The following is a 13,693-nucleotide window of genomic DNA, read 5'->3' as shown; positions in this document are numbered from 1 at the left end:
CGGATACTGCCGGCGGCTTTTTTTATGGTTGTCGGCCTGATTACTGGACGAGTGCCGGCTGCTGGCAGCGAACGTCGGTGACGCGCACATCGGCTTCGCCGATCTTGACGCCGAGTACCAGCAGCACGTTGTAGAGCAGCTGATCCACGGGCGCCGTGACTGCCGCGAGCGTGTTGGCAAGCGCTGACTGGATGCCCGCCAGACCTCCCAGATCGATGTTGAGGAAGAGAAGCCTGATATCCAGATTGAGGTTTTTCAGCAGTGAACTGACAAGAGTGGTAACGGTATCCTTGGTGGAAACACTCTTGATCTTGGCCTGGGTGATATCCGACTGGGTGAAGGTCAGCTTGGTCTTCGTCATGTTCGTGGCATTGATGAGGGCGCTGCCATTGATGGCAAGCAGGGCCGAATCCACGATCGCGGTCTTGGTGACGCGCGGATCCTTGCCGAAATTGGCAAAGGCCGTGGTATCGACATTGCCAAGCGCGATTTCTGCGACGCCGGGAACGACTTCGACATCGACCGTACCCTGTCCGCCGCCCGTGCAGCGAATGTCGGCGAGCCGCGCTTCGGCATGGGCGACTTCCACATAGAGCGGAATGTTGACCTTCAGACCGGCAATCGCCTGAAGCCCGTCAACCACGACACTGACCGCCAGACGGGTTTGTGCGGTGCGCACCACCGTGCCCTGGCCGCCGACGGCAAGCGACGGCGTTTCGACGGGTGGCTCACCGATGGCGAGCGTCGTCTTGACCGATGCGAGACCGAGAAGATTGGCGTTGAGGTTGAGCGCCAGCTGGTTGCCGCCATTGCCTGCCACGGCAGCGGCGTTGAGAAGATCGAAGACGCCTGCGGTGACCTTGAGGTTTTCGCCGCTACCGATCAGCTTGTCCGAGAACGGGCCGAGATTGAGGATTTCTTCAAGCTTGAGCTTGATGTTGCTCTTGTTAGCGGTTTTTGCCAGCGTCTTCAGAATGTTGGCCACAGCCGGCTGCAGGCCGGTGGTCTTCGTCAGCGCGTCCAGGAATTTGCCGTAGGTGATTTCCGTCTTCAGGACATCCTTGTAGGTGCCGGCTGTCAGGTTGAGATCGACAGCCAGCGCTTCGACGACATGCAGCGCGTTGACATCTGCAGCCACAAGCGCCTGGTAATCCATAACCTTGAGCGAGACCGTGGTGCCGAGCAGGCCGCCGAGTAGGCTGTTCAAAATGCCTTCATCGAGGCTCGCCAGTCGCGAGCCCACCGAAAATGCCGCGATCTTTTGGGATGAGGCCGTTCCGGCCGCGGAAATCTTGGGCGGCGTTGTGAAGGCGGAGGCAAAGAATATCTGGCCCTTTTCGACGATATTCACTTTCATCGCATTGGTGGGAAGTGCATTTTCGACGAAACGCTGGCCGACAGGCAGGGTCGCGTCCGGCTCATAGTGACCTTTGACGACTTCGGCATAACCGTTGCTCTTGGCAAATTCGTTCAAGGGGTCGAAAGGTTGAAGACCGTCCACGGTCAAGAGGCCATTCGGTGTCTTGACCCCGAGATTCATGCCGTTGAGGGCGAAATATTGCTGGACCGCCTTTTCGGGATCAGCGGCATTGGCCGCCGCTGATATGGCCGCAAGATCGGCGGTCTGCTGCAATTGCCGCTTCTGCAGGGTCAGATAGCCATAATCGACGCCAAGCGCCAATATGCCGATGAAAAGCGGTGCGGTAAGCCCGGCCGAGATGGCGATGTTGCCTGTGCTATCCTTCAGGAAACGGGGAAGCAAAGAAGAGATATTTTGCATGTCATGCTCCTCCGATCCGGATTGTGGAAAACCGCCGGATGACCGGCTCGGGCAGGGTGTAGCTGTAGAGGCTCCAGATCGGCAGATCACGGGCGTCATATTCCACCTTGACCGTGAACTGGTTGGCATTGGCGGGATCGGTGGCGACATTGACCGTGAAACGCTTCTTGTCCATGAAGGCGTAGCTGAGGTCACTTTTGGTGACGAAATCACGGGCCAGCTGCTGGCGCTCGGTCGTATTCAGTCCGGCAACTGCCGTCCTTGCCGCGTCGGCGGCGATCTGCTGCACAGAATAGGCGGCCATCAGGTAGATACCGTAGGCAATCATGGTCAGCAGGACGAGAAAGAAAATCGGCGCGACGATGGCGAACTCGACAGCGGACGAGCCGGATCGATCACGAAGGAAATGCACTCCATTACGCATAAAGCACCCCCGTTTCTTCAGGCACCAAAGTCAGATGCCTTTATTCTTATTTTCGGAAATGCTAATTTATAGGTGTTAATTTTGTATTGATGTCGCTCTTATGGGTTGCAGGCCGGGAAAAGCCTTCGCGTTGATACCCATGGATTTCAGATCAGCCGAAGCCCTTTGAAGCTGGCGTGGCCGTCTTTGCCGATGATGATGTGGTCGTGCACCGCTATCCCCAGCGGCTTTGCCGTATCGATGATGGTTTTGGTCATCTCGATATCGGCACGCGAGGGGGTAGGGTCTCCACTCGGATGATTATTTATTAAAATCAAAGCTGTAGAGGAAAGTTCGAGGGCGCGGCGCACCACTTCGCGCGGGTAAACCGGCGTGTGGTCCACGGTTCCCTGACCCTGCACCTCGTCGGCGATCAGGACGTTGCGCTTGTCGAGGAACAGGATGCGGAATTGTTCGCGGGTTTCATGGGCCATGGCGGCATGGCAATAGTCGATGACCGAAGACCAGGAGCCGAGAATCTGCTTGTTGCGGATTTCGCCCTTCAGCATGCGCTGGGAAACGGAGGCGACGAGCTTCAGATCGAGCGCCACGGCCTCACCCACGCCCTTCACCTCCTGCAACAGCGGCAGCGGCGCGCCAAGCACCCCGCCAAGAGTACCAAAGCGGGCTATCAACGCCTTGGCGATGGGTTTGGTATCACGCCTCGGTATCAGCCGGAAAAGCAGAAGCTCCAGCAGTTCGTAATCGGCAAGGGCAGTATCGCCGCCGTCGCGATAACGCGCCCGCAGCCTGTCCCTATGGCCGTGATAGTGTGCGATCTCCGCTTCCGGCTCCGCAATGGCTGCGGGGTGTTCCGAGGTCTTCTTCACCGCACTTCGCGGTTCGGCAAAGAAGCCGCGCTCATCCGTTCCGTCGAACAGATCGCCGTTTCCCGCCTGAAAGCCGGAGGTCGATGGAAGATCGGCGGAAGGCGGGGCAGGGCGTTTTGCCATGGCGGTCTGGCCTTATGCGAGTGGCGGCAGGCCCGGACGGTCAAAGCCGCCCGGCGACAGTGTAAAGATTTCGCAACCGGTCGCGGTTACGCCGACCGCATGTTCGTATTGCGCGGAAAGGGAGCGGTCGCGCGTTACTGCCGTCCAGCCATCGGAAAGTACCTTCACATGCGGCTTGCCGAGGTTGATCATCGGTTCGATGGTGAAGATCATTCCCTCGCGAATCTCCGGGCCTTCGTCCGGGCGGCCGTAGTGCAGGATATTGGGGGTGTCGTGGAACAGGCGTCCAACGCCGTGGCCGCAGAAATCACGCACCACCGAGCAGCGTTCCGCCTCGGCATAGGCCTGAATAGCCGCGCCGATCGCGCCGGTGCGCGCACCCGGTTTCACTGCCGCGATGCCGAGCATCAGGCATTCATAGGTCACTTCCATCAGACGTTCAGCTGCACGCTTGATCGTGCCAACCGGATACATGCGGCTCGAATCGCCGTGCCAGCCGTCCAGAATATAGGTCACGTCGATATTGACGATTTCGCCTTCGCGCAGCGGCTTTGCGTCCGGAATGCCGTGGCAGACCACATGGTTGATAGAGGTGCAGACGGACTTGGTATAACCGCGGTAATTCAGTGTTGCCGGCAAAGCGCCATGGTCGGCGCCGAACTCGAAGACGAAACGGTCGATGGCGTCAGTCGTCACACCCGGCTTGACGATTGCCGCCAGTTCGTCGAGGCAACGCGCCGTCAGCTGGCACGCCTTGCGCATCCCGTCGAAATCCTCAGGCGTATAAAGGCGGATGACGCCGGTATTTTTGAGGGGGGCGGAGGCTGCGTCGATATAGGTGACCATCATAGTGCTTTCTGTCTCTTTACGTCCCTGTTCATAAAACAGCCGGACGCCATTCGTCCATCTTAACCGTTCCCGTGACTGAAATTTGTGCCGGGGAAACGTCGCATTTCACCGCATAGGCCTCCACGCCGCGCGACATGGCCCGCTGAAACGCCAGCGCATAGACCGGATCCAGATCGTCGCAGATGCGCATCTGGTCGCAATCGTTGCGCTGAATGAGATAGAGCATCACCGCGCGGTGACCGGCCTCCGCTGCGTCGCCCAGCTCCTCCAGATGTTTGGCGCCGCGTTTGGTGGCGGTATCAGGGAATTCGGCCAGACCTTTTTCGCGCATGAAATGAACGTTCTTTACTTCCACATAGGCATCCGGCCGCCCAATTTCGGAAAGCAGGAAATCGATGCGGGAATTGCGGCCGTATTTCTGCTCGGGCCGGATCGTCGAATAGCCGGCAAGCTGCGGGATGCGGCCATTGAGGATCGCTTCTTCCGCCAGCCGGTTCGGCATGCCGGTATTGATGCCGACCACGGTGCCATCGGCCTCGACCATTTCCAGCATATGCCGGTACTTGCGGGTTGGGCTGTCATGCTCGGACATCCAGATACGCGAGCCGGGCGTGGTCAATCCGCGCATGGAGCCGGTATTGGGGCAGGAGCCTGTAATCGCCGTGCCGTCCTCCAGAACGGCGTCGAAGAGGAAACGCTTGTAGCGGGCGATCAGCGTGGCGGGAACGAGTGGGGGCGTGAAGAGCATGTGGCCTGAAAGGTGAGAGGTGGGGCTGGTCAGGACAGAACGTAGGTTCCGGGGGCATCGCCGAGCACTGGTCGCTTGCCGTCTCCCGGCGCCCTTGCCTTTACCTTCTCGCCATTCTGGCTTTCGATCCAGTTTTGCCAGTGCACCCACCATGATCCCTTGTGGGCCGTGGCTGCGGCCTGCCAGGCATCGAAGTCTCCGGATGGTGATGCGCCTGTCCAATATTGGTATTTTTCGGATTGCGGCGGATTGACCACACCGGCTATGTGGCCGGAAGCGCCGAGCACGAATTCCACGGGGCCGCCGAACAGTGCCGCCCCCGTGAAGACCGATTTCGCTGGCGCGATATGGTCCTCGCGGGTTGCGAGATCATAGACGGGGATTTTTATGTCGCCGAGGTTGATCCGTTTGTCCGCCACGCGCATCAGCCCGCGAGCGAGATTGTTGTCGAGATAACAATTGCGCAGATAGAAGGAATGGCAGGCAGCGGTCACCCGGGTCGAATCGGAATTCCAGTAGAGGAGATCGAAGGGCAGGGGTTCCGTGCCGCGCAGATAATTATCGACCATATAGGGCCAGATAAGATCGGAGGCGCGCAGCATGTTGAAGACTGTGGCCATGATCGAGCCATCGAGATAACCGACGGCCTGCATGTGCCTGTCGAGCGCGGCGAGCTGGCCTTCATCGATGAAGACCTTGAGGTCGCCCGCATGGATGAAATCCGTCTGGGCGGCGAGAAGTGTGGCGCTGCGAATGCGCTCATTGCCTTCCTGCGCATGCAATGCCAGGGCCGAAGACAAAAGCGTGCCGCCGACGCAATAGCCGATGGCGTTGATCTCTTTTTCGTCGGTTTGCTCCTCGATCGTGTCGAGGGCGAAATCGATACCTTCGCGAATATAGTCCTCCCAACCCTTGTCGGCCAGCCTGGCGTCCGGGTTGATCCACGAGACCATGAACACGCTGTGACCCTGATCGAGACACCATTTAACGAAGGATTTCTGTGGGTTGAGATCGAGGATATAAAATTTGTTGATCCATGGCGGCACGATGAGCAGCGGCCGTTTGAAGGCCTTTTTCGTCGTCGGCGCGTAATGGATGATCTCGCAGAGCGGGCTTTTGGCAACCACCTTGCCTGATGTGATGGCGATGTTCTGGCCGATGACGAATTTGCTGTAATCGGTCTGGCGCAGTTTCAGATGGCCGTGGCCGGCCGCGACATCTTCGGCAAGCTGTGCCATGCCCTTGACGAGATTGGCCCCGCTGGACGCGACCGTCTCGCGGAAGACCTGCGGATTGGTGAAGACGAAGTTGGCCGGCGAGAGGGCTTCCGTCACCTGGCGCATGTAAAACAACGCCTTGGTGCGGGTGTGCTCGTCCAGCCCTTCGGCTTCCATAACCATCCGGTCGGCAAAACCGACGGTGGTCTGATAGGCTTTGAGGAGAAAATCGAAAAATGGATTGGCCTGCCAGTCCGCGTCGGCAAAACGCCTGTTCTTTCGCTCTGCCGGGCCGGTCTGTGCGGCCTTTTCCGAGCGGGAATCGGCATCTTCCGAAAACTGCGCCACGGATTTTGTCCACAGATCGAAATAGCTGGAAAGCAGGTGGGTCTGCGCTTCGAGTGAACGCTTCGGTTCTGCCATCCAGTATTCGGCGACATCGGAGAGCGTCTTGACGATGTCGGTCATCGGATCGGCGCTGGTCTGCGGGATTTCACCGCGTTCGCGGGGCGCCAGCCATTCGGACGCGGCTTTGCCGAGATTTTCCAGCGCGCGGGCGATGTTGACCGCAAAGGCTTCCGGGTCGCGGATCAGGTAAGCCTCGGCGGATGTGGCGTCGAAACCGGGCATTTTGCCACCCTTTTTCTCTGCCCCGCCGTCAACACCTGCCATGCGCTGTCCTCCACCAAATTTGTGTTTGCACATTCTGCATGAAAACGAATACAAGTTCCACCAGCAAGGGGAGGCCACGAAGAGCCGAACCGCAGTCGAATTCGATATCGGCGATATCCTTACAGGCGGAACATGACGATGGGCAAGCACATGGGTACATGGGGAAGATTTGCGGAAAACGCTGGAAGGATCGCCCTTCTTTCGCTTTCCGGCGCCATGCTCGTTACAGTACTTGCCGCCTGCAAGACCCCGGCACCGATCGTCGCACCGGCCCATATGCCCCACCCGCAAGCCCAAATCGTCGGCCCGCGCCCCGTCAGCGACAATGTGGTGAGCCAGAGACGCGATACCGGCACCTATCCAAGCTTTTCAGCGCCAATTACCGCTGCCGGCAGCCAGATGGGGGATGATGAAGCGTCCAAAATGGAATCGAACCTGTCGCGCCTCGGTGCTGCACGCCGCAACGGCCAGATTTCGGAAGCTGAATACAAACGCCGAGTCGCGGAATTGCGGGCGCTTGGCGAAAACCAGAAGCCGGTTGCGACGCCTGTTACGCAGTGAGGTTCTTCCGTTCGTCGTTCTGGGGCCTTTACCGAGAATCGACAACCTGTGAATCTCAGGATTCGCTCGGCACAAGGCCGAGGATAACGGCAATCCTTGTGCTTCATTCTGTACCAAGCCGCTCTCATAACCCCTTATTTACCCTGCCTTTGAACCATCTGCTTACTGAAGATGTTAAGCGGATGGATGCGCTTTGCCGCTTATGATGCGGTCATAACAAACAGGCCGCTGAAAAAGCGGTAGACAGGGTGAAATATCATGAGATGCATCGCTGCTTTGCTGGTTCTTGCCGGTTTTGCGCTCGCACCCGCGCAGGCGCGGGCGCCGTACATCAACATCGGAACGTCAGCGCCGCAGGGACGATGAAAAGTTGAAAAACGCCGGTCAGTCGTTTCCGGCGGCTTCGCTGAGCATATCGAGGTCCGGCACTGTAATATGACGGTTGTTCTCGATGCTGATCGTGCCTTCCTTGCGCAGCTTAGTCATTTGCCGGCTAACTGTTTCGATGGTGAGACCAAGGAAATCGGCTATATCTGCGCGCGATAGCGGCAGGTCGAACGTTGATTTATCGTCCTTTTCCGGATCGATATGCGTGGCGATCATATAAAGGAAGCTGGCAACCTTTTCCTGCGCCGATTTTCGGCCAAGTGTCAGCATCCAGTCGCGCGCCTCATCCAGTTCCTTCAGAGACTGGCTGTGAAGCTTACGTTCCATATCCGGCACTTCGGAAACCATGCGGTCGACGATGCGGCGCGGGAACAGGCAGATTTCCACATCGGTTGCGGCTTCCGCCGTCATCTTGCTTTCCGCCATGAACGGGCGGCCGAGAAAATCCGGTGCAAATTGCAGGCCGACGATCTGCTGGCGGCCATCCGACATCATCTTCGAGAGCTTCACCACGCCGTTGAGAATGTTGCCGTAGGAGCTGACGAGCTCCCCCTGGGCAAGCAGCTCGTTGCCCGCTTCCAGCTTCTTACGGCTGGAATGACGGTTGAGGTCGCAGAGCTGCTGCGGCGTCAACGTGCTGCAAAGACCACCGTGACGCGCCTCGCAGGAGCGGCATACGACGGGATATTCCGAATTGTGGATGGTCTTCTGTAGCGTGTCCATCAGCCTTTTCCGATGCTGGCTTTAAGGGCTGAATGCGACCGCAGGTGTAAAATCCGGTCTTTTCGAAGGCTTGCGCCGCGTAGTCGTCGCCCCCGCGTCTACTTTAGCAAGAACTTAAGGTGCAATTTGATTGAAGTCAAAGTTGCAAACTGTCGCAGCCGTTACTGAAGGGGAGGAAATCGACATTTTCTTGATAAAAGGCAAATCCGGGGATGAATACCGAACTTCTTCGCAAATATTCGGGCGCCGTGCCGCGTTACACGAGCTATCCTACCGCGCCGCACTTTCACGAGGGAATCGATAATGGCACCTATCGCCGCTGGCTCGGCGAGCTTGGCCACCGGAACCGGATATCGCTTTACCTGCATATTCCCTATTGCGACCGGCTGTGCTGGTTCTGTGCCTGCCACACCAAGCACACGCTGAAATACGAGCCGATTGCCGTTTATCTTGAGGCACTTAGGCGGGAGATAGAAGCCGTCGGCTCGCTTGTTTCCCCCGATGCAGTGGTCAGCGCGGTGCATTTTGGCGGCGGTTCTCCCACTATGCTGAGGCCTGAAGACATGGTGGGCCTGATGGACTGTCTAAGACGCCATTTCACCTTTGGTCTGGCGCCTGAAATCAGCGTGGAAATGGACCCGAACGATCTTGACGAAAGTCGTTATGACGCGCTTGCCGTCATCGGCATGACGCGCGCGAGCCTCGGTGTGCAGGACTTTGATGACAAAGTACAAAAAACCATCAACCGGATTCAGACCTTCGAGCAGACGGAATCGGTGGTAGATGCCGTGCGGGCAAGGGGCGTTCACTCGGTTAATTGCGACATTCTCTATGGCCTGCCGTTCCAGACCTGCGAGACATTGCAACAGACGGTTGACCAGATCATCTCACTCGACCCCGACCGGATCGCGCTGTTCGGTTATGCGCATGTTCCGTGGATGAAAAAACACCAGTCGCTGATCCCTGAGGAGGCATTGCCAGATATTGCCGAGCGCTACCGCCAGATGACGATGGCGGCGGAGATGCTCGGCAAGGCGGGTTACAGGGCAATCGGGATCGATCACTTCGCCAAGCCCGCCGACACTCTGAGCCGCGCGGTCGAGACGGGGGAGCTGCGGCGGAATTTTCAGGGCTACACCACTGACACGGCTGATGCCCTGATCGGGCTTGGTGCATCCGCGATCGGCCGGTTGCCCCAGGGCTACGTGCAGAACATGGTGGCGACGGGGGAATATCAGCGGATGGTGGGCGAGGGTGGTTTCGCGGTTCTAAAGGGAATAGAATTGTCCGAGGACGATCACCTGCGCTCCTATGTCATCGAGCGGCTGATGTGCAATTTTTCGCTCGATCTGGGCGATTTGAAGCGGCGTTTCGGCAGGGCCAGCCATTCTGTCAGCATGGAGGCGCAGCTCTTCGCTGGCGGCGACAGGGACGGTGTGGTGCGGATGGATGGCGATGTTTTTGCCGTGACGGAGGCGGGAAAACCCTTTGTCCGTCATATCGCGGCAACCTTCGACGCCTATCTCGGCAGCGGACGCGGCCGTCATTCGGTTGCTGTTTAGGCAACAGTTTTAAGGCAAATTTCAAAGTTACGTCACGAAACCATTGGCTTTTTTGTGCGACTTGCCTATGTGGTGCGTCAGACAGGATATTTAATACGAACGACAATAAGGATTATGGGCGTGACAGCTACATTCGACAAGGTTGCCGACATTATCGCCGAAACCAGCGAAATCGACCGCGAAACCATTACGCCGGAAAGCCACACGATCGACGATCTGGGCATCGACAGCCTCGACTTTCTGGATATCGTTTTCGCCATCGACAAGGAATTCGGTATCAAGATTCCGCTCGAGCAGTGGACGCAGGAAGTCAACGAAGGCAAGGTTACCACCGAAGAATATTTCGTGCTGAAGAACCTCTGTGCCAAGATCGACGAATTGCGCGCAGCCAAGGGCTGAGGCGATAATGCCCGCTTCGAGCGGGCATTTCTTTTTCTGGACCTGACCTTCAGGGACGGGTCGTAACCGACCAGAAACGGGCCGGACGGATGCTGCTTGAATATTTTCAGATGATCGACAAGGTCGAAGCCGTGGATATGGCGACCCGCACATTGAAGGCGCGGTCTGTCGTTCCCGACAAAAGCCCGGTTTTCGAGGGACATTTCCCCGGCATGCCGCTGGTTCCGGGCGTGCTTCTGATCGAGACCATGGCGCAGGCTTCCGGCATGATGGTTCTGGCGTTCAGCGATTTTTCCGCCATGCCCTTCCTGATGTCGGTTGACGGCGCCAAGATGCGCACCTTCGTGGAGCCGGGCGCGGTTCTCGATATCGAGGCGGTGCTGGAACATGACGGTTCGGGTTTTGCAGTCACCAAAGCGAAGATCACTTGCGAAGGCAAGAAGGTCTGCGATGCGCAGCTGAAGCTCAGGACAATGCCTTTCAGCGAAATTCCGCTCGCGCCTATCGTCAGGAAGCGGGCCGAGGAAGTCGGCCTGATGGCGGCGATTGCCGCGGATGCGCAAAAATAAGCGCTTCCGCTGATGCCGGGAGACGGCATTTTTCCCCTAGACCCGGTTTTGATTCACGAAAATCGTGGGCTTGTGCTGGCGGATCGGGCCTTCACCATTGCCAATCCGCATCGCGCGCTTTATTCCGCAACGCATGGAGTGGTCGTTTGCGACCGCTGTTGGATAGCCGTGACCGCTTCAATGGGTCAGGCTGCAAAGGATGACAGACGATGAAATCTGACAATGATGTGGTGATAACCGGGGTCGGCATCGTGACCTGTCACGGCGTCGGCAGCCAGGCGCATCTTGCGCTTCTTTCGGGAACTGCGGCGCCGGCAACGGTGATCGAGACCGAAAAGTTCAAACCCTATCCGGTTCATCCCATGCCGGAGATCGACTGGTCCACGCAGATTGCCAAGCGCGGCGACCAGCGCCAGATGGAAAACTGGCAGCGTCTCGGCGTTTTTGCCGCCGGCCTCGCGCTTGATGATGCAGGGCTGAAGGAAAACCCGGAAGCCTGCGCTACCATGGACATGATCGTGGCTGCCGGCGGTGGCGAGCGCGACATCAATGTCGATACGCTGATTGTCGATGAGGCGCTGAAACGCAACGACCGCGAAGTGCTGCTCAACGAGAAGCTGACGACGGAATTGCGTCCGACCCTGTTTCTCGCCCAGCTTTCCAATCTGATGGCCGGTAACATCTCCATCGTGCATAAGGTCACAGGGTCCTCCCGCACCTTCATGGGCGAGGAAGCAGCCGGCATTTCCGCAGTCGAGACTGCGTTTCACCGTATCCGTTCCGGCGAATCCAGCCACGCCCTGGTGGGCGGCGCCTTCTCGGCTGAGCGCCCGGACATGATCCTGCTGTTTGAAGCGATCGGCGCGCATGCGCAGGGCGATTGGCAGCCGCTTTGGTCGCGTGGCGGCCAGGACGGCGGCGGCATGATTTCCGGTTCGCTGGGAGCCTTCCTGGTGCTGGAATCGCGCAAGCACGCCAGTGAACGCGGCGCACGCATCTATGCCCGCATCGACGCCATCGAGGGCGATCGTGGTAGCCGTGATGACGGCAAGATGGAAAAGCGCATGGAACGGCTGCTTGCCCCTGCAAAGGACAGTGCTGCGACCGTCGTGTTTTCCGGTGCGAGCGGTTACGACGCCGTGACGCAGCGTGAAAAGAATATTCTCGAAAAAGCTTTGCCGCAGGCCGTCATTCGCGGTTTCGGCGGTATCACCGGCCATGGACTTGAAGCACAGTTCCCGCTTGGGCTGGCGCTTGCTGCCCTGACGCTTGAAAGCGGCGCGAAGGTTCCTACTTTCGATGGCGCCGCGGAAAAGCCTATGGGCGAGGCGGCCAGCGAAGCGGTCGTCACCACCGTCGGCCATGTGCGCGGCGAAGGTGTCGCCGTTCTGTCCCGTGACGTGTGAGGAGAAAAGACCATGACTTCCAACTTCAAGGATCATCTCGGTCGCCCGATCGTTGCAGTCACCGGTATGGGCATCATCACATCGCTCGGGCAGGGTCTTGCCGATAACTGGGCGGCTCTGACTGCGGGCAAGTCGGGCATCCACAAGATTACCCGCTTCCCGACGGAGGGGCTTTCCACAAGGATCAGCGGCACCGTCGATTTCATCGACATCCCGGTTCCGAATTCCGTCGAGCGCTCTTATGCCTTTGCACGCGAGACAACCATTGAGGCTTTGGCGCAGGCCGGCATCTCGGGCGATTTCGATGGCCCGCTGTTTCTGGCTGCACCACCGATCGAGCCGGAATGGAGCGCCCGTTTCGAGCTTGCCGACCGGTCTCCTCCGGCCGCCCAGCCGGGTGATGCCTATGAACGGTTCCTGACGGCTTTCCGTCAACGTCCGGACCCGGCGTTTCAGGAAGCGGCTCTTTTCGGCGCGATTTCGGAGCGTCTTTCGGACCGCTTTGGTACACGCGGCCTGCCGGTCACGCTCTCGACGGCCTGTGCATCCGGCGCGACCGCCATCCAGCTTGGTGTCGAGGCTATCCGCCAGGGCCGCACCGAGCGCGCGCTGACGGTTGCGACAGACGGTTCGGTCAGCGCCGAAGCGCTGATCCGCTTTTCGCTTCTCTCGGCGCTGTCGACCCAGAATGAGCCGCCGGAAAAGGCATCCAAGCCGTTCAGCAAGGACCGCGACGGTTTCGTGATCGCCGAAGGTGCGGCAACGCTGGTGCTGGAATCGCTGGAATCGGCAATTGCGCGCGGCGCGAAGGTTCTCGGCATCATCAAGGGCGCCGGTGAAAAGGCGGATAGCTTCCACCGCACGCGTTCCTCGCCAGATGGCGGCCCGGCGATCGCGACGATCCGCGCCGCACTTGCAGATGCGGGTGTTGCTGAAAGCGATATCGGCTACATCAACGCCCACGGCACCTCGACGCCGGAAAACGACAAGATGGAATATGGCTCGATGCTTGCCGTCTTCGGCGAAGGCCTGAAAGACATTCCGCTGTCATCCAACAAGTCGATGATCGGCCATACGCTGACGGCGGCCGGTGCTGTGGAGGCGGTGTTCTCGTTACAGACCATGCTGACCGGCACCCTGCCGCCGACGATCAACTACAACAACCCCGATCCGACCATTTCGCTCGATGTGGTGCCGAATGTGAAGCGGGACGCGACGGTCAATGCCGTGCTTTCCAACTCCTTCGGGTTCGGCGGCCAGAATGCCAGCCTTGTCATGACGCGTGAACCGGCTTAACCGGTTCCGCCAGAAGACAGGGGCGTTTCCGGCCTGAACGAAGCCCGGGAACGCTCTCGCTGGTGTGACTACACATTCCGACCGCAAAACCGTTACAGAGTTTTGCTG

13 protein-coding genes are annotated in these 13,693 nt (G+C 58.7%); 6 read left to right on the top strand and 7 right to left on the bottom strand.

Going from position 1 to position 13,693, the window contains the following annotated elements; all coding sequences use genetic code 11:
• Positions 1–40: 40 nt before the first annotated feature.
• From ACZ5A6_RS06340 to ACZ5A6_RS06315, 6 genes are all read right to left on the bottom strand, one after another.
• The gene (locus ACZ5A6_RS06340) at positions 41–1,780 is read right to left on the bottom strand and encodes a TadG family pilus assembly protein (protein ID WP_019566217.1); all 1,740 of its coding nucleotides are present in this window, start codon (positions 1,778–1,780) and stop codon (positions 41–43) included.
• Between the two features lies 1 nt (position 1,781).
• Entirely contained in the window at positions 1,782–2,204 is a 423-nt protein-coding gene (locus ACZ5A6_RS06335) for a TadE/TadG family type IV pilus assembly protein (RefSeq protein ID WP_013636212.1), read from the bottom strand.
• Between the two features lie 146 nt (positions 2,205–2,350).
• Positions 2,351–3,196 (bottom strand): RadC family protein, encoded by an 846-nt coding sequence (radC, locus tag ACZ5A6_RS06330; protein WP_464111064.1) that lies wholly within the window; start codon positions 3,194–3,196, stop codon positions 2,351–2,353.
• A gap of 12 nt (positions 3,197–3,208) precedes the next feature.
• On the bottom strand, positions 3,209–4,042 hold the full coding sequence (map, locus tag ACZ5A6_RS06325) for a type I methionyl aminopeptidase (RefSeq protein WP_025593534.1): 834 nt from the start codon (positions 4,040–4,042) through the stop codon (positions 3,209–3,211).
• Positions 4,043–4,073: 31 nt separating this feature from the next.
• On the bottom strand, positions 4,074–4,793 hold the full coding sequence (sfsA, locus tag ACZ5A6_RS06320) for a DNA/RNA nuclease SfsA (protein ID WP_464111063.1): 720 nt from the start codon (positions 4,791–4,793) through the stop codon (positions 4,074–4,076).
• A 29-nt stretch (positions 4,794–4,822) separates the two neighbouring features.
• Positions 4,823–6,682 (bottom strand): class I poly(R)-hydroxyalkanoic acid synthase, encoded by a 1,860-nt coding sequence (locus tag ACZ5A6_RS06315; protein ID WP_174061358.1) that lies wholly within the window; start codon positions 6,680–6,682, stop codon positions 4,823–4,825.
• Positions 6,683–6,820: 138 nt separating this feature from the next.
• Between ACZ5A6_RS06315 and ACZ5A6_RS06310 the strand changes: the two genes are divergently transcribed.
• Positions 6,821–7,243: a hypothetical protein gene (locus ACZ5A6_RS06310; protein ID WP_003515396.1), complete on the top strand. Its 423-nt coding sequence runs from the start codon at positions 6,821–6,823 to the stop codon at positions 7,241–7,243.
• A 384-nt stretch (positions 7,244–7,627) separates the two neighbouring features.
• Here the strand turns inward: ACZ5A6_RS06310 and fnrN are convergent, their stop codons facing one another.
• On the bottom strand, positions 7,628–8,353 hold the full coding sequence (fnrN, locus tag ACZ5A6_RS06305) for a transcriptional regulator FnrN (protein WP_003515395.1): 726 nt from the start codon (positions 8,351–8,353) through the stop codon (positions 7,628–7,630).
• 212 nt (positions 8,354–8,565) lie between these two features.
• On the opposite strand from fnrN, the gene hemN reads away from it, so the two are divergent.
• From hemN to ACZ5A6_RS06280, 5 genes are all read left to right on the top strand, one after another.
• Complete coding sequence (gene hemN / locus ACZ5A6_RS06300; RefSeq protein ID WP_112524490.1) at positions 8,566–9,915, top strand: oxygen-independent coproporphyrinogen III oxidase; 1,350 nt, start codon at positions 8,566–8,568, stop codon at positions 9,913–9,915.
• Positions 9,916–10,029: 114 nt separating this feature from the next.
• Positions 10,030–10,314, top strand: a complete 285-nt coding sequence (locus ACZ5A6_RS06295) for an acyl carrier protein (protein WP_019566223.1) — start codon at positions 10,030–10,032, stop codon at positions 10,312–10,314.
• Positions 10,315–10,403: 89 nt separating this feature from the next.
• Complete coding sequence (locus ACZ5A6_RS06290; protein ID WP_019566224.1) at positions 10,404–10,883, top strand: hotdog family protein; 480 nt, start codon at positions 10,404–10,406, stop codon at positions 10,881–10,883.
• Positions 10,884–11,092: 209 nt separating this feature from the next.
• Positions 11,093–12,289 (top strand): beta-ketoacyl-ACP synthase, encoded by a 1,197-nt coding sequence (locus tag ACZ5A6_RS06285; RefSeq protein ID WP_003515391.1) that lies wholly within the window; start codon positions 11,093–11,095, stop codon positions 12,287–12,289.
• A gap of 12 nt (positions 12,290–12,301) precedes the next feature.
• Positions 12,302–13,585 carry a beta-ketoacyl-ACP synthase gene (locus ACZ5A6_RS06280; protein ID WP_003515389.1) on the top strand — a complete coding sequence of 428 codons (1,284 nt, stop codon included), beginning with the start codon at positions 12,302–12,304 and terminating at the stop codon, positions 13,583–13,585.
• Positions 13,586–13,693 lie beyond the last annotated feature (108 nt).

This window comes from Agrobacterium sp. 6Ca8 (assembly GCF_055382765.1).
This window is presented reverse-complemented; position numbering and strand designations above follow the sequence as displayed.